The 18,051-nt window shown below is 60.3% G+C and carries 27 protein-coding genes; 26 read left to right on the forward strand and 1 reads right to left on the reverse strand.

Annotated elements, in window-relative coordinates; all coding sequences use genetic code 11:
- Positions 1–12: 12 nt before the first annotated feature.
- The 25 genes from ACLKOZ_RS16995 (at position 13) to ACLKOZ_RS17115 (ending at position 14,277) form a co-directional block, all read left to right on the forward strand.
- Positions 13–300 carry a hypothetical protein gene (locus tag ACLKOZ_RS16995; RefSeq protein WP_436476765.1) on the forward strand — a complete coding sequence of 96 codons (288 nt, stop codon included), beginning with the start codon at positions 13–15 and terminating at the stop codon, positions 298–300.
- Positions 301–487: 187 nt separating this feature from the next.
- Complete coding sequence (locus tag ACLKOZ_RS17000) at positions 488–724, forward strand: hypothetical protein (protein WP_436476767.1); 237 nt, start codon at positions 488–490, stop codon at positions 722–724.
- Positions 724–1,464 carry a hypothetical protein gene (locus ACLKOZ_RS17005; RefSeq protein ID WP_436476769.1) on the forward strand — a complete coding sequence of 247 codons (741 nt, stop codon included), beginning with the start codon at positions 724–726 and terminating at the stop codon, positions 1,462–1,464. The genes ACLKOZ_RS17000 and ACLKOZ_RS17005 overlap by 1 nt, the downstream gene beginning before the upstream one ends.
- The gene (locus ACLKOZ_RS17010; RefSeq protein WP_436476771.1) at positions 1,461–1,709 is read left to right on the forward strand and encodes an FDXHR family putative zinc-binding protein; all 249 of its coding nucleotides are present in this window, start codon (positions 1,461–1,463) and stop codon (positions 1,707–1,709) included. The genes ACLKOZ_RS17005 and ACLKOZ_RS17010 overlap by 4 nt, the downstream gene beginning before the upstream one ends.
- On the forward strand, positions 1,706–3,019 hold the full coding sequence (locus ACLKOZ_RS17015; protein ID WP_436476773.1) for a replicative DNA helicase: 1,314 nt from the start codon (positions 1,706–1,708) through the stop codon (positions 3,017–3,019). Before ACLKOZ_RS17010 ends, ACLKOZ_RS17015 begins: the two co-directional genes overlap by 4 nt.
- A gap of 71 nt (positions 3,020–3,090) precedes the next feature.
- Positions 3,091–3,315 (forward strand): hypothetical protein, encoded by a 225-nt coding sequence (locus ACLKOZ_RS17020; protein WP_436476775.1) that lies wholly within the window; start codon positions 3,091–3,093, stop codon positions 3,313–3,315.
- On the forward strand, positions 3,312–3,734 hold the full coding sequence (locus ACLKOZ_RS17025; RefSeq protein ID WP_436476777.1) for a RusA family crossover junction endodeoxyribonuclease: 423 nt from the start codon (positions 3,312–3,314) through the stop codon (positions 3,732–3,734). Before ACLKOZ_RS17020 ends, ACLKOZ_RS17025 begins: the two co-directional genes overlap by 4 nt.
- Positions 3,727–3,957, forward strand: a complete 231-nt coding sequence (locus ACLKOZ_RS17030) for a DUF2188 domain-containing protein (RefSeq protein ID WP_436476779.1) — start codon at positions 3,727–3,729, stop codon at positions 3,955–3,957. The genes ACLKOZ_RS17025 and ACLKOZ_RS17030 overlap by 8 nt, the downstream gene beginning before the upstream one ends.
- Complete coding sequence (locus tag ACLKOZ_RS17035) at positions 3,954–4,574, forward strand: hypothetical protein (protein ID WP_436476781.1); 621 nt, start codon at positions 3,954–3,956, stop codon at positions 4,572–4,574. The genes ACLKOZ_RS17030 and ACLKOZ_RS17035 overlap by 4 nt, the downstream gene beginning before the upstream one ends.
- 261 nt (positions 4,575–4,835) lie before the next feature.
- Positions 4,836–5,075, forward strand: a complete 240-nt coding sequence (locus ACLKOZ_RS17040) for a hypothetical protein (protein WP_436476783.1) — start codon at positions 4,836–4,838, stop codon at positions 5,073–5,075.
- 153 nt (positions 5,076–5,228) lie between these two features.
- A complete protein-coding gene (locus tag ACLKOZ_RS17045; protein ID WP_436476785.1) occupies positions 5,229–5,510 on the forward strand; it encodes an HNH endonuclease in 282 nt (93 codons plus the stop codon).
- Between the two features lie 109 nt (positions 5,511–5,619).
- A complete protein-coding gene (locus ACLKOZ_RS17050; protein WP_436476787.1) occupies positions 5,620–5,907 on the forward strand; it encodes a hypothetical protein in 288 nt (95 codons plus the stop codon).
- Positions 5,864–7,342, forward strand: a complete 1,479-nt coding sequence (locus tag ACLKOZ_RS17055; protein WP_436476789.1) for a hypothetical protein — start codon at positions 5,864–5,866, stop codon at positions 7,340–7,342. Before ACLKOZ_RS17050 ends, ACLKOZ_RS17055 begins: the two co-directional genes overlap by 44 nt.
- Positions 7,342–8,754 (forward strand): phage portal protein, encoded by a 1,413-nt coding sequence (locus ACLKOZ_RS17060; protein WP_436476791.1) that lies wholly within the window; start codon positions 7,342–7,344, stop codon positions 8,752–8,754. The genes ACLKOZ_RS17055 and ACLKOZ_RS17060 overlap by 1 nt, the downstream gene beginning before the upstream one ends.
- Entirely contained in the window at positions 8,732–9,394 is a 663-nt protein-coding gene (locus ACLKOZ_RS17065) for a hypothetical protein (RefSeq protein ID WP_436476793.1), read from the forward strand. Before ACLKOZ_RS17060 ends, ACLKOZ_RS17065 begins: the two co-directional genes overlap by 23 nt.
- Positions 9,395–9,475: 81 nt before the next feature.
- Positions 9,476–9,988 (forward strand): hypothetical protein, encoded by a 513-nt coding sequence (locus ACLKOZ_RS17070; RefSeq protein ID WP_436476795.1) that lies wholly within the window; start codon positions 9,476–9,478, stop codon positions 9,986–9,988.
- 3 nt (positions 9,989–9,991) lie between these two features.
- Positions 9,992–10,891, forward strand: a complete 900-nt coding sequence (locus ACLKOZ_RS17075) for a phage major capsid protein (protein WP_436476797.1) — start codon at positions 9,992–9,994, stop codon at positions 10,889–10,891.
- Complete coding sequence (locus ACLKOZ_RS17080) at positions 10,891–11,040, forward strand: DUF7302 family protein (RefSeq protein WP_436476799.1); 150 nt, start codon at positions 10,891–10,893, stop codon at positions 11,038–11,040. Before ACLKOZ_RS17075 ends, ACLKOZ_RS17080 begins: the two co-directional genes overlap by 1 nt.
- A 15-nt stretch (positions 11,041–11,055) precedes the next feature.
- A complete protein-coding gene (locus ACLKOZ_RS17085) occupies positions 11,056–11,529 on the forward strand; it encodes a hypothetical protein (protein ID WP_436476801.1) in 474 nt (157 codons plus the stop codon).
- On the forward strand, positions 11,526–11,930 hold the full coding sequence (locus ACLKOZ_RS17090) for a DUF6093 family protein (protein ID WP_436476803.1): 405 nt from the start codon (positions 11,526–11,528) through the stop codon (positions 11,928–11,930). Before ACLKOZ_RS17085 ends, ACLKOZ_RS17090 begins: the two co-directional genes overlap by 4 nt.
- On the forward strand, positions 11,927–12,310 hold the full coding sequence (locus ACLKOZ_RS17095) for a hypothetical protein (protein ID WP_436476805.1): 384 nt from the start codon (positions 11,927–11,929) through the stop codon (positions 12,308–12,310). The genes ACLKOZ_RS17090 and ACLKOZ_RS17095 overlap by 4 nt, the downstream gene beginning before the upstream one ends.
- Positions 12,307–12,714, forward strand: a complete 408-nt coding sequence (locus tag ACLKOZ_RS17100) for a hypothetical protein (RefSeq protein ID WP_436476807.1) — start codon at positions 12,307–12,309, stop codon at positions 12,712–12,714. The genes ACLKOZ_RS17095 and ACLKOZ_RS17100 overlap by 4 nt, the downstream gene beginning before the upstream one ends.
- Before the next feature lie 191 nt (positions 12,715–12,905).
- Positions 12,906–13,418, forward strand: a complete 513-nt coding sequence (locus ACLKOZ_RS17105) for a hypothetical protein (protein WP_436476809.1) — start codon at positions 12,906–12,908, stop codon at positions 13,416–13,418.
- A 97-nt stretch (positions 13,419–13,515) separates the two neighbouring features.
- A complete protein-coding gene (locus ACLKOZ_RS17110; RefSeq protein ID WP_436476811.1) occupies positions 13,516–13,734 on the forward strand; it encodes a hypothetical protein in 219 nt (72 codons plus the stop codon).
- 6 nt (positions 13,735–13,740) lie between these two features.
- Entirely contained in the window at positions 13,741–14,277 is a 537-nt protein-coding gene (locus tag ACLKOZ_RS17115) for a hypothetical protein (protein ID WP_436476813.1), read from the forward strand.
- Between the two features lie 347 nt (positions 14,278–14,624).
- Here the strand turns inward: ACLKOZ_RS17115 and ACLKOZ_RS17120 are convergent, their stop codons facing one another.
- Positions 14,625–14,876 carry a hypothetical protein gene (locus ACLKOZ_RS17120; protein ID WP_436476815.1) on the reverse strand — a complete coding sequence of 84 codons (252 nt, stop codon included), beginning with the start codon at positions 14,874–14,876 and terminating at the stop codon, positions 14,625–14,627.
- A gap of 49 nt (positions 14,877–14,925) precedes the next feature.
- Between ACLKOZ_RS17120 and ACLKOZ_RS17125 the strand changes: the two genes are divergently transcribed.
- The gene (locus ACLKOZ_RS17125; protein ID WP_436476816.1) at positions 14,926–17,820 is read left to right on the forward strand and encodes a phage tail tape measure protein; all 2,895 of its coding nucleotides are present in this window, start codon (positions 14,926–14,928) and stop codon (positions 17,818–17,820) included.
- Positions 17,821–18,051 lie beyond the last annotated feature (231 nt).

Consider the following 18,051-nt stretch of genomic DNA (forward strand, 5'->3'; position numbering starts at 1 on the left):
GAGGAAGGGGCGATGACGTACGTAAGAGGAAAGTCCCAGCCGGCCGCAACCCAAGCCCTGCAATCCGTCATCAGCGACCTGCTGCGCGAACGGGCATCCATGAAGCGGACCATCGCGGCCCTGACAAGCCAAGTCCAGGCACTCAACGCCGTCCCCGTCAACATCAGACGCGCCGAACCAGTATGCGGCACCTACAGCGGCTACCAGAAGCACATCCGCGACAAGGAAATCCCGTGCTACCCATGCAAGGCCGCCCGCGCCGAATACACCCGCAACTACCGCAAGCTCAAGGCCGTCTGATGGCTGGCTACGTGTACCGGGGCAGCCAGCCAAGCATCCCCGAACCCGAACCGGTCTACACGGAACAATGCGGGACTGAAGCCGGATCCTCCAGGCATAGGCGCCGTGGTGAACCCGTCGACGAAGCCTGCAGGCAAGCAGCCGCCGCCGCAGACAAAGCCCGCCGAGCCGCCAAGAAGGCCAGCGCATGACCTACATCTACCGCCGCACCGAAAACATCGAACGTACCCCCATGGCGCCCTACGTTCTGCGTGAACCCGAAGCCCCGCAAATGTTCAAGAAAGTCTTCAAACCCGAACTTTGCGGCACACCATCCGGCTACCAGCAACACCGCAGATTCAAACAAGCACAATGCCCCGACTGCCGGGAAGCATACAACGAATACCAGCGCGGATACCGGGCAGGAGAAAGGATCAGAAGCTGATGGCCCGAATCAGGACAATCAAACCCGACTTTTGGACCGATGGAAACATGGTCAAGCTCTCACCGTTCGCTCGGCTGCTCTACATCGGAATGTGGAACTTCACCCTCTGCGATCACGGACATGTGGCCGATGATGCGATGAAACTGAAGCTTCAAATCCTCCCGATGGACAACATCGACATCGCAGCGCTCCTGGACGAGATCATGGCTCAGGGCCGAGTCGTTAGGATCACTGACGGCGACGGCAGGACATATCTGCTGGTCAAACGCTTCGAGGACCACCAAAAGATCGACCCGCGCTGGAAAACACGATGCCCCGCCTGCGCCCAAATGGACTCACTCACCCTCACCGAAACTCCGGTGAGTTTAGGTGAACTCCCCGTAACTCCCGAACTCTCACCAACTCTCCCCCTAGGAAGGGAAGGGATGGGAAGGGAAAGTAAAAAGACTCCCTCATCACCGGCTACGCCGTCGACGGAGTTTGAAACATTCTGGGCCCAGTACCCGCGCAAGGTTGGCAAGATCGCCGCAGAGAAAGCCTTTATCAAGGCAATGAAGAAAACCACCCTCGATCAGGTCCTTCAAGGCGTAGAGCTTTTGAAGCGCGAAACCGCGGGTAAGGAAATCAACTTCACGCCTCACCCATCCTCCTGGCTCACCGCGGGCCGATGGGATGACGAACCATCCAGCGCGGCCAAACCCGCCGCATCCAGCCCATGGAGTAAGGACTTCTACAAATGAGCAATCCAACGCACCCTAAGTGCGGCAAGAGTTATCCCGGCGGATCGACTGCGGGCCACTGCTCTGGCTGCTGTGAGACGTTCATTGGCCTCTCCTCATTCGAGGCACACAGGCGCGGGGACCATGGCGTAGACCGACGCTGCGAGATCACCGACAAGCACTGGACCGACGCCCGCGGCTACTGGCATGTAGGCGCCAAGCTCACCGAGGAACAGAAGGCCAAGATGTGGGGCGCGGACCAGTGACCACCGAGAACCCAGTGCATGACGTCGTGGCTGAGCAGTCCGTCCTTGGCGCCATGCTGATCAGCCGGGAAGCTATCGCGGACATCGCGGACATGCTCGACGGTGGCGACTTCTACCGGCCAGCGCACGAGACGATCTACCGGACGATCCTGGACGTTCACGCCGCGGGTAGCCCGGTCGATGCGATCACGATCAACGACGCGCTGTCCAAGATGGGAGAGATTACCAGGACGGGCGGAGCGGCCTACACGCACCACCTCGCCACGTCCGTCCCCTCCGCCTCATCCGGGGCCTACTACGCCGAGATCGTCGCCCACTCAGCCACTAGACGTCGGCTCGCTGCGGCGGGCAGGAAGATCCAAGACATCGCATCCAGCGGCGGCGACGTTGACGAACTCGTCGAAGCGTCACGCCGGGAAGTTGACCTAACCTCCCGGGCGACCGGAACCGCCGTCCTGTCTTTCGGGGAAACCATTGACGTCATGCTCGGGACGTTGGATGAGGAGATCAATCACCGGCCCACACCATGGCAGGCCGTCAACCAGATCATCGGGGGACTCAGACCGGGCGCACTGTACGTCGTCGGGGCCCGCCCATCCGTGGGTAAATCCGTCGTCGCCCTCAACCTGGCCTGCGAACTCGCCAAACACGGATCAGTCGCCTTCTCATCCCTCGAAATGTCCAACAACGACGTCCAGATCCGGGCAGTCTCCGCCGACCTCAACCTCGACGTCTCACGGCTCATCGAACGGAACCTAACCCCCGGCGACTGGGCAATGATCAAACGCCGCCGCGCAACATGGCAAGACGTGCCACTCTTCGTCGACGACCGATCCGGCGTCACCATCACCGACATCAAACGGTTCGCCCGATCCGTCAACCGCCGCAAACCACTCGCCGGCATCGTCGTCGACTACCTGCAGCTCATGGCCCAACCCCACGGCGACAAGCGACCCCGTCACGAGTTCGTGGCCGACATGTCCCGACAACTGAAAATCATGGCCATGGACATGCAAATCCCAGTCATCGCACTATCCCAACTCAACCGGGCATCCGAGTCACGCCAAGACAAAATGCCCATGCTCTCCGACCTCCGAGAATCCGGCGCCGTCGAACAAGACGCCGACGTCGTCATCCTCCTCCACCGCGAAATCATGGGCGAAACCCGCGACGACCTATCCATGCTCGTAGCCAAAAACAGGCACGGCGCAACAGGGCTCGCAGAACTAACCTTCTGGGGCCACTACTCCAAAGCCCTCGACCAAGGCATCACCCCACAAGCAGCAGCCCGACAACAGGCCGCCGCATGAACCACAACCACACAGACCACCACGAAGCCCCGGCAAACGCTGGGGCTTACTTGTACTCGAAGGAGGGTGTTATGACCACCAATGAGCAACGGCAGGCCATCGCCAAGTACGAAGACCTAGCCGAGCATGGAACACTCCGCCCGGCTGACAGGCAGGACCTAAAGCACCTACTCACCGTCATTCGCGAGCAGGCAGAAATGATTGACAATGCGCGGGAACTGACCACGGCGGCAGTCAATATCCACGGCAGGCTCAGCCTGCGGGATCTGCTCATGGCGCACCTGGAGCCCAAATGATCCACGCTTTCATCCCGGGAACCCCGATCCCGCAGGGTTCGGTGGACGTGTACCGGGGCCGCATCGTGTCCGTGAAGGCGCCGCTGAGGATGTGGCGGGACAGTATCCGTGCCGCGACGATGGCCAAGCATGAGGGCCCGCCGTTGGATGGGCCGTTGACCGTGAATCTCGTGTTCCAGATCGCACCCCCGCAACGGCCGCGATGGTGGCTGCCGGCCGTCAAACCAGATCTCGATAAGTTGATCCGCGCCACCCTCGACTCACTATCCACCGTGACACGCAAAGGCATCGTCACGCAGCCAGGCGTCATCACCGACGACGCCCGCATAGTCTCCATCACCGCAACCAAGACCTACCACGGCAAACCCGGGCTACTGATCACCATCACCCGAACAGAGGAGGAGAACCCAGATGACTAAACCGTCATTCACCGGAGCCCACGACGCTGCCCCGGAACGCCCGCAGGTCTTCAATACCTTGTACCTTCCCATCGAGCCCAACAGTCGATCGCTGGGCGCCAACACGGATCCAAAGCCATGGCATGTCACCCTCAACTCCGCAACTGAGAAGCAATTCCGCACACACGCCAAAGCAATCCGATACGCAACCAAACTGGCACGGAAAGGGAAGGGGGACGTATGAGCTTGCAAGATAACATCCATGTCCTGACCCGTGAGCATCTCAGCCAGGACAAACACGGGAACCTCCGCACCATCCCCGCGCTGCTTGCCGAACTGCGCTTAGCTGTGACGCCCGGCCGGAACAGCTCAGGCGGCGGTGGTGCTGAGGGTGCGCCCATCCCCATCGACCCGAACGCGCTCGACATGCTCGGGAACATTGAGAACGAAGCCAGGAAAGACTACGCCGAAGCGACCGGCACAGTCTGGCAAGGCGACCTTGAGGCGCTACTGCAGACGTACCCGCACGGGCAGATTAGCGCCGAATGGGAGACCTACCTTGCGCGGGTGACACTCGGCTGGGTTGACACCATCACCGCCTACCTATGGCCCGTCAAGCCGCGCCGCAAGCTCACCGGGAAGGCGTGCCCCGCGTGCAGCCAGTCACTCTACGGCGAAGAAAGGAAGGTCGCACTGTCCCTCGGCTGCTGGGACGACGACGGCAACCTCGCAAAGATCGGAGACTGGGACATCGCATGTGCCGGTTGCGGTGCCGAATGGTCAGGCGATCAAGTGTCATGGCTACTCAAAGCGCTAGACACGCCGGATGCTGCTGTGGCAGAAGTGCTAGAAGTCGGGTAGAGTGAGTGATGGCTGTGGAGACGCAGCTAAACTTTCAGGTCGATCTTCGGATCGGCCTTCTTTGTTTAAAACTTCATAGGGCCCCGCTAACCATCAGTGCGGGGTCAGGTGCCGATGATGGATCCCACCCTTGGAACGGTGGGCGCTCGTTCGACTCGGGCCGACACCACGAGGCGCTCACCTAACCCCCATACGGTGAGCGCCGCACACTTCCCTGCCTTCTGATTCGGGGCAGGGCAGGCACTTCAGCAGGAGGCGCACATGTCAGACGCGACACTCAACGCAGTCCATGACGCCATCGCTGCGCACATCGCAGACGTGAACGAAGACGACCCCGAGTTCCTGACTGAGTGGGCTTTCGTTGCGGCATGCGCAGTCTCAACCAATGCGCGGGCAACGTCGTACTACTACTACGACTCAGACATCCCCGTGCATCACGCGGCCGGCCTGCTGCACCACGGCATCAACCATCTGAACAACCCAGACAGTAGCGACGATTGATGGACGGCAACCAGTGTGATCGCCACCCATCTGCGCGGGCACAGGCGCGGGTGCTGCTGCCTAGCCTCAACGTCCTCTACCTGTGCGGTCACTGCTGCAAGACACTCCCGCTTAGTGGTGACTTCCATATCACTTACGAGGCGGTGACCATCGGTGGCTGAGTCAGAGATACAGAAGCGCAACAGTGCGCTACGCAACAAGCACCGAGCCCGCATCGCAAGGGACAAGCCAGCCTGCCATATCTGCGGCAAGGACATCGACTACACACTGAAGAGTCCAGACCCCTGGTCCTTCGTCCTCGACCACGTCAAGCCCATCAAGCTAGGCGGAGCAGACACCTTGGACAACAAGAAGGCCGCACACCGCGAGTGCAACAGCAAGAAGCGCGCCCGCATGGTCGCACCCATCGTAAGACGGTCAGGCACCCTCAACTGACCCAGGGGGAGGACCCCCCAGGCCCCTCTGAGAAACCCCGCAGGGTATAGGCGTCATCTCTCCCCAGCATTTTTTCCCAAATCCGAGCCTCGGAAGTGAGGTGGTTTCGATGGCCCTGCGTTCTGTGAAGGCTGGAGAAAAACCTCCCGTTCCGGTGAAGCCGAAGACGGTTACTGAGGCTGCGAAGTCGGGCACGACGCGTGAACTTTTGTCTGCGACTCGTGACCGTATCGCGGTTGCTGTCGAGGATCCCAATACGCCGGCCCGTGATCTTGCTGCTTTGTCGAAGCGGCTGATGGAGACGGTGCGGGAGATCGAGGCTATCGACGCCCGCAGCGAGGAGTCTGAGTCTGATGCCGAAGTCGAAGACGGAAAGTTCGACGCCTCGGCTGTCTGAGTTCGCTAAGTCGTTCGTTTTCCCGTCTACGATCCAGAAGACGGTCTGGCCTCGCGTTGAGGCGAAGGGCCGGGAGTTGGGCTTGGGCTTTGACTGGTGGCAGTCGCAGCTTGGGACGGTATGTCTCGGTTATGACGACCGCGGAAAGTATGTTGCCACGGTTGGCGGCGTGGGTCTTTCTATCCCCCGGCAGGTGGGGAAGACGTATTTCGTGCTCGCTATGCTCGTCATACTTTGCGTCCTGTTCCCTGGCTTGCAGGTTGTGTGGACTGCGCACCACTTGCGGACCTCCACTAAGACGTTCACGACACTGCGGGGCATTTGCAGACGCAAGAAGATTAGCCCGCTGATACGTGCGATGCGAGCGGGAAACGGCGAGCAGCAGGTTGAGTTCACTAACGGTTCGATGATTATGTTCGGCGCCAGGTCGCAGGGCTTCGGCCGCGGGTTTGATGAGATTGACGTCGAAGTCTTCGATGAGGCGCAGATCCTCGACACGAAGGCGCTAGAGGATATGATCGCCGCGACTAACCAGGCGCGGAATGAGCATGGCGCACTGCTGTTCTTTATGGGCACTCCTCCGCGCCCATCCGACCCTTCAGAGGCGTTTGAACTCCGCCGGTCGAAGGCGCTCGAAGGTAAGGCGCCTAACGCGATCTGGTTGGAGATCGCGGCCGAGCGCGGATCCGACCCGGACGACCGTTCGCAATGGCCGATCATGAACCCATCATTCCCCCACCGGACTCCTGTCGAGTCCATGGAGCGACTTCGCGAGAACCTTGGCGACGACGATTCGTGGAACCGTGAAGGCCGCGGAATCTGGGACGCGTCAGATTCGTCCCGCGTCATCGACGAAGAGTCCTGGGCGCGGGTCGCGGATCCTGCCTCGATGGCTATTGACCGGCTGACTATCGCGGTTGACGTGGCTCCTGATCGCACGGTTGCTGCTGTTGGGCTTGCTGGTCTGCGCGCTGATGGCACATGGCATGTAGAGCTTGACGATCACCGCCGCGGCACTGACTGGGTCGCTCACTGGGTGAAGGATCGCGCCTCGAAGAACCGGCTGCACTCCGTGGTGGTCGATGAACTTTCTGGCCTGGTGGAGGAACGTCGCGGCCGGCACTTCTTGATCGGCACTGACATTGAAGTGACTCTTGCAGCGTCGGAAGGCCGGGACATGGCAATTGCTTCGGCTAAGTTTTACGACTCTGTTATGGGGGCTTCTCTGCGTCACACGGATCAGCCGCAGGTAAACGTCGCGTTGTCTGTGGCTCGTAAGCGTCCTCTTGGCGCCGGTTGGGCGTGGAACCGTAAGGACGCCGTATCGGACATCACCCCTGTAGTTGCTCTCACTCTTGCTTTGTGGGGCGCTCAAAACGACAACGTAAAGCGTCCATCGCGGCGTACTGGATCTAGGACGGCGGTGGTGCTCTAGTGACTTTCGAGAAGCTGAACGTCCCTGGGCTTACTGACGACGAATTGGTGACGCTGAACCTGTGCGCTGAGGGGTTGGCTAATAAGTCTCCGCGCAACATTTTGCGGTCTTCGCATTATGACGGCAAGCGTGCGGTGCAGCAGATCGGGACTGTAATTCCGCCGCAGTATGCGAATATCGGCCTTGCTCTCGGTTGGGCTGCTAAGGGTGTTGACGGGCTGGCTCGCCGCTGCAACCTGGAGAACATGATCTGGGCTGACGGGGATCTCGATTCCCTCGGCATGCGAGAGCTTGAGGAAAGCAATTTTCTATTCTCGGAGATCTCGCAGGGCCGCACTGACTCTCTGATTCATGGCGTGAACTACCTGATCACCACCAAGGGCGATACGGACGCTGGCGAGCCGGCTGCGCTGGTTCATGCGAAGGACGCGCTGAACGCTTACGGAAACTGGAACACCCGCCGCCGGCGCCTAGATGATCTCCTGTCTGTGACGAGCCGCGAGGATGGCAAGATCACCGGCTTTGTCCTCTACCTCGACAACCTGACGATCAGCGCTAACAAGGTTGACGGCTTGTGGCAGGTTGTCCGCTCAGAACACACTTGGCACGTCCCTGCTGAACCGCTGGTCTACCGCCCCCGTGGTTCTCGCCGGATGGGCAAGTCGCGGATTACCCGCCCGGTTATGGCGCATGTGAGTTCTGCGCTGCGTGCACTGGTTCGCCTTGAGGGCCACATGGATGTCTACACGATTCCGAAGATGATCCTTCTGGGCGCAGACGAGTCGATCTTCAAGAACCCCGATGGCTCAACGAAGACATCCTGGCAGCTTGCCCTTGGACGGTCCTTCGGTATCCCTGACGACGATGACGCCACTGTTCCCCGCGCTGACGTGAAGCAGTTCGATGCGCAGTCACCTGAGCCGCACTTGGCGCAGTTGAATGCGCTTGCGAAGTTGATGGCGCGTGAGACGGATCTTCCTGATTCGGACTTTGCGCTGACGGATATGGCGAACCCGACGAGCGGCGATTCTTACGCTGCGTCTCGCGAGAACCTGATTGCTGAGGCTGAGGGCGCTATGGATGACTGGTCCGTGCCGATCCGCCGCACCGTAAACCGGGCCCTGGCTATCCAGAATGGCCTCTCGGAGATCCCTGAAGCTTGGGGCTCCATCGAGGCTAAGTGGCGTTCCCCAATCTACCTCTCCCGGGCGGCTGCGGCTGATGCGGGCGCTAAGCAGATCGGCGCTGTTCCCTGGCTCGCTGAGACTGAGGTGGGGTTGGAGCTCTTGGGTTTGGATGATCAGCAAATCCGGCGTGCTATGGCGGATAAGCGGCGGGCTGCTGGGCGCGCTGTAGTGGCCGCTCTAGCCCCTGCTGTACCGCAGGCTAATGACGACAGCGCTGCAGTCTAAGGCGGCGCTCCAGTTAGTTACTGGGGCAGCCGTGGACGCTGTTGTGTCGGCGCTTGGCAGGCTGTCAGGTTCGCCTGAGCAGCAGCGGGCGGCGTTGTTGGATATTGCGCCTTCGGTTATCGGTCATTACTCGGATGGGTCTTCTGCTTTGGCGGCTGACTTCTACGATGACGAGCGCGAACGTGCCGCACCTCCGAAGCTGTACATTGCTGAGCCTGTGGTCCTGGATCGAACTGAGAAGATCCGCCGCGCTGTCGCCTGGGCATCGGATCCTCTGTTCGTGGGAGAGCCTGAGAAGACCGCCGGGCGCCTCGCTGAGGTTGTGAACTTGGAGACGGCCAGACCGTACCGCGACACGATCCTAACGAACCGCCGCCGGGATCCTTCCGCCGCTGGTTGGCGCCGGGTCACTAACGGCGGCTGCAAACTATGCCGCATGCTGGCTGACCGTGGCGCGGTTTATATCGACACCACGGCAAGGTTCGCAGCTCACGCCTCCTGTAAGTGCACGGCTCAGCCGGTGTTCTCGTCCGACGATTACGGCGACGAGGCGAACGTCATGCAGTACATGGCATCGAAGGCGCGAAGGTCACCCCAGCAGCAGGCAACGCTGCGGGAATACCTGAACGCCAACTACTAAAACTTCCCCTTTGGGATAGGCGCTACGGTCGCGCTTCAAGACCGGTCTAAACGTCCGACGGGACAGAAACGGGGCAATCCGATGAGCGCTACAGAAACCACATCCACCGAGCAGTCGGCCGCGTCAGAAGGTACACAGGCGGCGGACGGCGAAGCCCAAGAGGGGCAGACGTTCACGCAGGCTGACGTTGACCGGATCGTCAAGGAGCGTGCTGAGCGAATTGCGAAGCAGCGCTACCCGGATTATGACGACCTGAAGGCTAAGGCCGGCGGCGCCGCAACTCTGGAGCAGCGTATCGAGGAGATGGAAAAGCGGACGCTGAAGGCCGAAGCGGAAGCGCTGCGAGCCGGGGTAGCCGCTGAGTTTGGTATCAGCACGAAGAGGGGCCCGAAAGGCGAACCTTCCGACGCTGACCTGTTTCTCACCGGAGCCGACGTGGACACTCTCACCGCACAGGCGCAACGCCTCGCGGGCCGGGAGTCAGACCGCAAGAAGCAAGGCAATTTCGCCCCTAAAGAGGGCACCACCACAATCACTGGCGAAGACGACGAAGACCTCCGGGGTTTCGCTCGCAAGCTATTCAATAAGGAGTAAAAAATGGCCGCTGCAACAACCAGCTTGCTGACCATCCCGAAGCAACTGCTTGACCCGTGGGTGAGCAACATCCACAAGGGTTCCACTATCTCTCAGCTTTCGGGTTCTATCCCCATGAAGTTCGGAGCGGGCGAAGCTTTCGTGTTCGATTCCGGCGAAGCTGAGTACGTCGGAGAAGGGGCTAACAAGTCCTCGAACGACATCACGAAGACCACACAGACGGTTGAACCGTTCAAGTTCCAGAAGACCATCCGCTTCACAAACGAAGTTCAGTGGGCCGACGAGGATCACCAGCTCGGCGTCATTCAGGAGATCCTTACTCAGATTCAGCCGGCGCTTTCCCGCGCCCTGGATTACGGCGTGATCCACGGTATCAACCCGAAGACCGGCGCTGTCGTTGCTGGAATGACTCAGACGCTCACCTCCGCTGCGACTGCCGTTGAGTACGCCGCCGCTGACGCTCCCTACGTGTCCACTGACGCCGCTGTTGCTGCGTTGCTGGCTGCCGATGGCGTGCCGAACGGTATTGCTATGGATCCGAAGTTCGCTGCAAAGATCTCCGCGCAGCGCGTCGCGGGCACGGGTCAGAAGCTCTACCCTGATTTCACCTTCTCGAACGAGGCTTCCACGTTCGAGTCCCTGCGTGCGGCTACTTCCAAGACTGTGGGCGCCACCGGCGTTCTCGCTGTTGACACGAAGATCCGCGCCATCGTGGGTGACTTCTCTGCCGTCCGCTGGGGCGTTCAGCGTGCTATCGGTCTGGAGCTCATCGAGTTCGGTGACCCGGACGGTCAGGGCGACCTCAAGCGTAACAACCAGGTTGCTTTCCGCGCCGAGGTTGTTTACGGCTGGGGCATCGCTGAGATCAACCGTAACTTCGCCAAGATCGTTGACCTGGTCTAATGCCTCGTCTGCGGAATGAATTGACGGGCGCTGTTATGTCTGTCGAGGATTCCACTGCCGCTCACCTGGGCGGGGAGTGGGTTCCGGCGGATGAGTCGAAAACCGTTGCCGCGCCCAAGGGCCGCGCAACTCGCAAAACCAGCGAATAACCGAAGGGGGCGGACATGTCCGTAACACCAGCCATGCTAGCGGTTGCTCTTGGGCAGTCCGCCCCCGAGCCGGGTTCTGTCGCTGAGCAGCAGTGGGATATGTGGATTGATGATGCTGAGATGCTCATTGAGGCGCGTCGGGTCCTACTGGGCTTGGAAGCGCCGGACGCCGCGAAGCTGGATTATGTGGTTCGCGAGTCTGTGGTCTCTCATATCAAGCGGCCCGATGATGCCACGCAGGTAACTATTGCGGTTGATGATGGTTCGTCGTCTAAGTCGTACAAGTCCAGTAAGGGCCGAATCGACATCTTGGATGAGTGGTGGGCGTTGCTGGGTTTGGTTGAGTCTAGCGGGGCGTTCTCCATTGACATGGCAGGCCCCGGCTACGGCGTGCACCTGGCTTGGTGTTCGCTGAACTTTGGCGCTACCTACTGTTCCTGTGGCGTGGACATCGCGGGGTATCCGATCTTTGAGGGTGGCGAGCCGTGAGCCTTGCAGATGATGTGCTCGCGGCGCTTCCCGTGTTCAGGGCTGAGGCTGAGTCGCTGATGGTGGATGCCTGCACGATTACCCGCCCGGGCGAGCCAGTAACGGACCCGAATAATGGCAACGTAACCAACACGGCCACAACGGTCTACACGGGTAAGTGCAAGGTTCAGTCGAAGGATTCTGCCACGTCGAACCCTGAGGCTGGCGAGGCGACGTTCACGGTCGTCTCGCGGCAGGTCCACATCCCGGCCAACAGCGCGGACGTGCAAGACGGTGACGTGGTGACTATCACGGCGTCCCGGTTGAATGCGTTCACGGTGGGCAAGCAGTACCGGGTGTCTGGTTTCACGCCTGACACGTTCGACACTGCCGCCCGGTTGCCAGTGAAGGAGATCCTGTGAGTGACGGCAGCGCGGAGTTTCGTCAGCTTGCCGCCAACCTTGGAGATATCGCGGCCGGCGCTTATGACGATGTTGACATGGTCCTCAAGAAGGGCGCCCTGAACGTCAAGAATGAGATGATCGCGGACGTTTCGGCGTCGCCGCACTTCCACGGCATGGCGGGGGCTATCACCTTTGAGCACGAAAACACTAAGGGTCTAATCCGCCGCGTCATCGGACCAGACAAGGCCCGCCGCGGTGGTGCGCTTGGGAATATCTACTACTTCGGCACGAGTCGTGGCGGCGGCTCCGGCGACATTGAGAAGCCGTTGCGGTCTGAGGAACCTCGGCTTATGTCGGCGCTTGATGCGTTGACTGCGAAGTGGGCGGGGAAGATATGACCGGCGACGCACTGGCTACCTCTTTTGAGGCGCTGCTTACCGGGTTCACGGTCTACAAGGGCAAGGTTTCGAGTAGTCCGACGTACCCGCATGTTCTGGTGCTGACGAACTTCCCGACTGTGTCCGAACGGTCCATGGCTCGCACGGCCTCAGCTCGTGCTCTGCGTTCCAGGACTCTCGTTGTGGGGCTCACTCCCGCGTCGGTTCGGATCATCGCTCAGAAGCTAACTGACGCGCTGGAGGGCAAACGCCCCGCTGTGGACGGATGGGCTTTGGGCGCTATTGAGTCCGTGCCGAATGAGCAGCCCATCTATCACGACCGGGACGTGATCCTTCCTGGCACTTCCGACAGCCCGTTCTATCAGACGTTCGACTGGATCCTGACCGGATCCCCCACCCCTTAGGAGGCCGCGTGTTCATCCGCGTGAAAGACAAAGACTCCGGGCATGAGTTCGATGTGCCTGAGACGGATTGGCGGATCGGTGAAGGAATCTTCACACCCGTCAAGGGCGACCGATTCCCCCCAGTGGACCGGCCGCGACCACCGAAGCACAACATTCAGCCCATTCGGGCATCCAAGAAAGAGGAAAGCTAAATGGCTGAAATCCCAGCAACACCGGTTGACGGCAACACGCTCGTCAAGATCGTCAGCGCCATCGCAGATACCGACGCACCGTCTGTAGCTACGGAGCTCAACGCCGTATCTTCGGTGGACATCTCCTGCTACCTGACCGCCGGCGGATGGACCCCGTCCCTGTCCGAGCAGGTCATCACGGACGAGCGTCTTTGCACGACTCAGACGTATGAGCAGAAGGGCCGCTCTCAGCGTGGCCTTGAAGTGCAATACATCGACAACACGAACACCGCGAACGAGACGCTGTACAACAAGGCGAAGGACACGCTGATTCCTGGCGCCGAACTCTTCCTCGTTGTGCGTACGGGGCTGCCGTATGAGACTGCGCTCGCTGCCGGCCAGAAGGTCACCATCTACCCGGTTACCCCTGGCGAGTACAACGAACTGCCGCCCGAGGCTAACTCGGTGTTCAAGATCGGGCAGAAGCAGTTTGTCCGTTCCGGCGTGAAGATCAGCGCCGTTACGGTCGCGTAGCTTCACCCTTGATACCCCTGTTCGCCCGTGTGTTGTGGGACCGCGGGCGAACAGGTCAAGTCCCACTTGTCCCGCTATCAGACTTAGGAGCAACGCCATGGCAAAGACTATTGCCGGAGTGCCGGAATCAATTACCCGCGAGGCCTACCTCGCTATGTTCGATGGGCTGGGAATCGACATTCACCAGACCAAGGAAATCCGGTTCGCGGCTGATGGCATTTACGCCTCAGTGTTCGAGCGAGATGAGCACGGCAACTTCAGGGTCGACGGGGATTCACTCGTCCTCAGTACCATTTTCATTCCGGTAAAGGAGTAGGGCGCAATGGCACTGACAATTAAGCGCCCGGAGACGCGAGTCTCGTTCTGCCTTGATGGCAATCTGAAGGCTGAGCATGAGGCGGCGGAAGCTGAGTTCAATGCGGCCCGTTCTCGGTCCCTCGCAGACGCCCGCCTGAATGACCCGGTCAAGGATCTTGCAAAGAAGGTGAGCGAGATCGAGGAGGCTATGAAGGCTTCGACGGTCGAGTTTATTGTGCGCGGCATGAAGCGCGCTGACTGGAACGACCTTGTCGCCAACCATGCCCCGCGTGAAGGTAACGCCCTGGATAAGTCTTACGGGTTCAACGTCGAGTCTCTGATGACCGTGGCTATTCCCAAGGGTATCGCTGGTGTTGAGAATCGTGCTGGTGAGTCACTGGACTTCGATGTCGCTGCGGAGTGGGAAGCACTCGCGGACGACATGACCGACTCCCAGTATGAGGATTTCATCCTCGCGACTCTTCGCGTGAATAAGGGGCGGAACGAAGTCCCTTTTTCGCTCAGCGCCTTCAGGATGATCCAGGACTCAGATCAGACGTAGAAGCGGCGCACGCTCTAGGCATTTCGTTGAAGCGGTTCCATGGTTGGGAGCCCGCAACAACATATGAGTATGACGATGCTGGGCGGTTGCTGCTATCCCGCCCTGAATCTGAGTGGGACGACGGCGAGCAGACGGTGATGCTTGCGTTGCAGGCTTACCGTGCCGCGCTTTGCCCCCTCTGCGGCGGGCCCATCTCGGTATGCACCGCGCCCGAGAACGAGTCTAAGTTCAAGGGTGGTCTGCCGATCCGCTGCCACGCTACGACGGCGCGCTCAATCGCCATGGAACCTTACCGGGACCAGCCGCACAACTCGGCACTGATGGTCGCGCCGGCGCTCGCGGAGTAGCTACTTCTCGACCGCGGACAGTACGCGCTTGCCGAAGCCAATAGCCGCCAAGAGGATCCCCGCCGCGATGAGGATTATCGAGCCAACGCTAGGGCTCTGCGTCTCTACCAAACCAACCCCGTTGACGTAATTCGTGACGGGGTTGGTGAGGTTGACGATCAGCAGGACAAACCCCAAAGCCAAGACGACGAGTCCAGTCGATATAAGCCGGGTTCCCGGACGCTGCTTGGTCCCCCCAATTTTGTTTGTCATTCCGCGATTGTAGCGGCTTATCCCAGAACTAAATACAGGAGGCCCTTGAATGGCGGATCGGTCAATCAGCATCTCGCTTGAGGCGAGGGTCCAAGGGTTTGTTTCGGGGCTCAAGACTGCCCAGCAGGCTACGAAGGATTTCGGTGACCGGACGGCCGCGTTCGCTCGTGAGAATGAGCAGAACTTGGACCGTGTCGGCAAGGCATCGATGGTCATGGGCGGTGCACTGCTGGCTGGTGTCGGTTTCGCTGTGAAGTCGTTCATGGAATTTGATTCGGCCATGTCTGAGGTGCAGGCCTCAACGCATGAGTCAGCCGCGAACATGGAGCTTCTACGGGAAGCTGCCATCAACGCCGGGGCCGACACAGCATTCTCTGCAAAAGACGCCGCTAAGGGTATTGACGAACTCGCCAAGGCGGGCGTCTCAACCAAGGATGTACTCAACGGCGGGCTGTCGGGTGCACTGTCCTTGGCTGCTGCGGGATCTCTTGACGTCGGAGAGGCTGCGGAAATCGCGGCTTCGGCACTGACTCAGTTCAAGCTCTCAGGTAAGGATATCCCCCACCTCGCGGACCTCCTCGCGGCTGGCGCCGGCAAGGCTCAAGGCTCGGTCCAGGATATGGGGGCGGCTCTGAACCAGGCAGGCCTCGTTGCATCGTCAACTGGCCTGACTATCGAGGAAACCACGGGCTCCCTCGCGGCGTTCGCATCCGCCGGACTGACCGGCTCGGACGCGGGGACGTCCTTCAAGACCATGCTGATGTCAATGAATCCCAATTCCAAAGAGGCTGCGAAGCTGATGGAAGAGTTGGGCATCAAGGCGTACGACGCCGAGGGTTCCTTTATCGGCATGTCCGAATATGCGGGCGTACTTCAGGGTGCGCTGAAGGATATGGGCGACGAGCAGCGCAACGCCACGCTCAAGACCATCTTTGGGTCCGATGCTGTCCGCGCCGCGAATGTCCTGTACGAGCAGGGCGCCGAGGGTATTCAGAAGTGGGAAGACGCGGTCAACGACGCAGGTTATGCGGCTGTTACTGCGTCGATCAAGCAGGATAACCTTGCCGGCGACATTGAGAAGCTCGGCGGCTCACTGGATTCCGTGTTCATCAAGTCTGGGTCAGGTGTTGCCGAGGCGCTCCGGGGGCTCGTGCAGGGCGCTGAGGATATGGTCGATGCTTTCGGCAAGATCCCGACGCCGGTCCTAACCGCTGGTGCTGGCATCGCTGGTATCGCTGGTGCTGCGCTCGTACTCGGCGGCGGGCTCATGACGGCACTGCCCAAGGTTATCGAGTTCAAGGACTCCTTTGACGCCCTCGCGGACAAGTCCCCTCGGGCTGCTGCTGGAATCGGCAAGGTAGCTAAAGCTGCTGGCCTAGCCGCAGCCGCAATGGTCGCATTGCAGGTTGTCAGTGCCGTCTTCACGGAGAAGGAAATCACTTCTGCCGAGGAGTACGGGCAGGCGCTACTGAAGGTCAACAAGGCCGCGAGCACGACAGACACTAGCGGGCTCGACTCCCTGTTTACGACATGGGATAAGTTCGCTGGAGAGGGCCCGGATATCCGGGATCTCGCTGGGGCGGTCAAGGAAATCACGAACCCGCACATTCCCGCCGGTATTCAGGACACCCTTGACGGGATGTTCGCGTGGACCGGGTCAGCGAAGAACGACCTCGGTCAGGTACGGGATCGCTTCAAGGGACTCGGCGACGAGATGGGAAACCTGGCTAAGAATGGCGCGGCGGACGCTGCGGCCAAGACATTCCAGGCGCTCACTCGGGAGTTCGAAGCAAACGGCAAGGGCGCGAAGGAAGCGCTTGAAGCCGTTCCCGGCTACAAGGACGCGCTGATGGGTCTGGGTAATCAGGCCGGCGTGACACTGACTGAGCAGGATCTTCTTGACTTCGCGATGGGCAAAGTTCCAGGGTCAATGGGCGCCGCAGAGAAAGCTGTCGCGGATGCCGGCGCCGCTTCCGAACGTGCCGCTGCTCAAACGGAGGCGATCACTAAGGGACTTGAGGAAGTCGGCCTCGCTGCTGACGGTTCGGTCGTCGATATTGAGGCGTTTACTACGTCGCTATTCAATGCTGGGCTTTTGTCCCTGTCGGCTTCTGATGCCGCGATTGGATACCAGTCCGCCATCGACAAGATGACTGAGTCTGTGACCAAGAATGGCACGACTCTTGATATCAACACCGAGGCGGGCCGCGCCAACCAGTCGGCGTTCAACGGCATTGCAAGTTCGGCAATGACAGCGATGGAAGCGACGGCGGCGGAAACTCTCGCCACTGAGGGTTCAGCGGCGGCTCAGGCTAAGTTGCAGGGTGCTCTTCGGACGAGCTACGACGACCTGATCCGCGCCGCTGGCCAGCTTGGTATCACTGGTGACGAAGCGGACACGATGGCCCGTAAGGCGCTGGGCATTCCGAAGAACGTCAATATCGATGCAGCCATCCAGGATCACGCCTCAGGCACTCTGGAAGGTATCAAGGGCAAAGCTGAGGCGCTCCATGGAAAGCGCGTGGACATCTACATCAACACGCACGAGTCGATCACCAAGTACCTGACGGAGAAGGGCGCGTCTGACCTAGCTGCGGCACAGGACGGGCGCGCCGCCGGTGGGGCCATCTACGGATCTGGACCTAAGGGCGTAGACAAGGATATGTACAGACTCGCCCGCGGCGAGCATGTCCTGACGGATGAGGATGTAGACGCAATGGGCGGGCAGTCTGCCGTCTACGCCTTCCGGAATCAACTCCACAGTGGCGGCGCAAAGGCAGGCATTCAATATGCGCCGGCATCTGCCCCGGCTCGACAGTCGCCTTCCTCGGGGGCCGGCTATGTGGGCGGGACGGTCAACGCCAACTTCACCATCAATCAGGTTGACGATCCTATCGGGACTTCCCACTCAGTGGCCCGCCGGATGTCAGCGCTTGCAGTCTAGAGGAAGGTGGCTGGGATGCCTTATCCAAGTCCCGTAACGTATCCCAGCCCATCCCTCTACCCAGGCCTTGGTTCCGACACGTTCGATCCGCTGTGGATCGCCCTCGGCGAGCTCGTGTTGGGCACGGTGGATCCTATTGGCGTCCGGTTCACAGTCGATAAGTTCGACGGCTGGGGATCGCCAGCGTCATCGGCTCAGCTAACGCAGCGAGCTCGCGGCCATGGGGCGACG

Source organism: Arthrobacter sp. R4 (genome assembly GCF_051365025.1).
Taxonomy (GTDB): domain Bacteria; phylum Actinomycetota; class Actinomycetes; order Actinomycetales; family Micrococcaceae; genus Arthrobacter.

What these genes read in the sequence shown, in the direction of transcription:
- ACLKOZ_RS17105 (WP_436476809.1), top strand. Translation starts at nt 12,906, where the DNA reads ATGGCTGAAATCCCAGCAACACCGGTTGACGGCAACACGCTCGTCAAG.
- ACLKOZ_RS17030 (WP_436476779.1), top strand. Translation starts at nt 3,727, where the DNA reads ATGACTAAACCGTCATTCACCGGAGCCCACGACGCTGCCCCGGAACGC.
- ACLKOZ_RS17115 (WP_436476813.1), top strand. Translation starts at nt 13,741, where the DNA reads ATGGCACTGACAATTAAGCGCCCGGAGACGCGAGTCTCGTTCTGCCTT.
- ACLKOZ_RS17005 (WP_436476769.1), top strand. Translation starts at nt 724, where the DNA reads ATGGCCCGAATCAGGACAATCAAACCCGACTTTTGGACCGATGGAAAC.
- ACLKOZ_RS17035 (WP_436476781.1), top strand. Translation starts at nt 3,954, where the DNA reads ATGAGCTTGCAAGATAACATCCATGTCCTGACCCGTGAGCATCTCAGC.
- ACLKOZ_RS16995 (WP_436476765.1), top strand. Translation starts at nt 13, where the DNA reads ATGACGTACGTAAGAGGAAAGTCCCAGCCGGCCGCAACCCAAGCCCTG.
- ACLKOZ_RS17125 (WP_436476816.1), top strand. Translation starts at nt 14,926, where the DNA reads ATGGCGGATCGGTCAATCAGCATCTCGCTTGAGGCGAGGGTCCAAGGG.
- ACLKOZ_RS17070 (WP_436476795.1), top strand. Translation starts at nt 9,476, where the DNA reads ATGAGCGCTACAGAAACCACATCCACCGAGCAGTCGGCCGCGTCAGAA.
- ACLKOZ_RS17025 (WP_436476777.1), top strand. Translation starts at nt 3,312, where the DNA reads ATGATCCACGCTTTCATCCCGGGAACCCCGATCCCGCAGGGTTCGGTG.
- ACLKOZ_RS17120 (WP_436476815.1), bottom strand. Translation starts at nt 14,876, where the DNA reads ATGACAAACAAAATTGGGGGGACCAAGCAGCGTCCGGGAACCCGGCTT.
- ACLKOZ_RS17055 (WP_436476789.1), top strand. Translation starts at nt 5,864, where the DNA reads ATGCCGAAGTCGAAGACGGAAAGTTCGACGCCTCGGCTGTCTGAGTTC.
- ACLKOZ_RS17075 (WP_436476797.1), top strand. Translation starts at nt 9,992, where the DNA reads ATGGCCGCTGCAACAACCAGCTTGCTGACCATCCCGAAGCAACTGCTT.
- ACLKOZ_RS17050 (WP_436476787.1), top strand. Translation starts at nt 5,620, where the DNA reads ATGGCCCTGCGTTCTGTGAAGGCTGGAGAAAAACCTCCCGTTCCGGTG.
- ACLKOZ_RS17100 (WP_436476807.1), top strand. Translation starts at nt 12,307, where the DNA reads ATGACCGGCGACGCACTGGCTACCTCTTTTGAGGCGCTGCTTACCGGG.
- ACLKOZ_RS17065 (WP_436476793.1), top strand. Translation starts at nt 8,732, where the DNA reads ATGACGACAGCGCTGCAGTCTAAGGCGGCGCTCCAGTTAGTTACTGGG.
- ACLKOZ_RS17010 (WP_436476771.1), top strand. Translation starts at nt 1,461, where the DNA reads ATGAGCAATCCAACGCACCCTAAGTGCGGCAAGAGTTATCCCGGCGGA.
- ACLKOZ_RS17000 (WP_436476767.1), top strand. Translation starts at nt 488, where the DNA reads ATGACCTACATCTACCGCCGCACCGAAAACATCGAACGTACCCCCATG.
- ACLKOZ_RS17085 (WP_436476801.1), top strand. Translation starts at nt 11,056, where the DNA reads ATGTCCGTAACACCAGCCATGCTAGCGGTTGCTCTTGGGCAGTCCGCC.
- ACLKOZ_RS17020 (WP_436476775.1), top strand. Translation starts at nt 3,091, where the DNA reads ATGACCACCAATGAGCAACGGCAGGCCATCGCCAAGTACGAAGACCTA.
- ACLKOZ_RS17040 (WP_436476783.1), top strand. Translation starts at nt 4,836, where the DNA reads ATGTCAGACGCGACACTCAACGCAGTCCATGACGCCATCGCTGCGCAC.
- ACLKOZ_RS17080 (WP_436476799.1), top strand. Translation starts at nt 10,891, where the DNA reads ATGCCTCGTCTGCGGAATGAATTGACGGGCGCTGTTATGTCTGTCGAG.
- ACLKOZ_RS17110 (WP_436476811.1), top strand. Translation starts at nt 13,516, where the DNA reads ATGGCAAAGACTATTGCCGGAGTGCCGGAATCAATTACCCGCGAGGCC.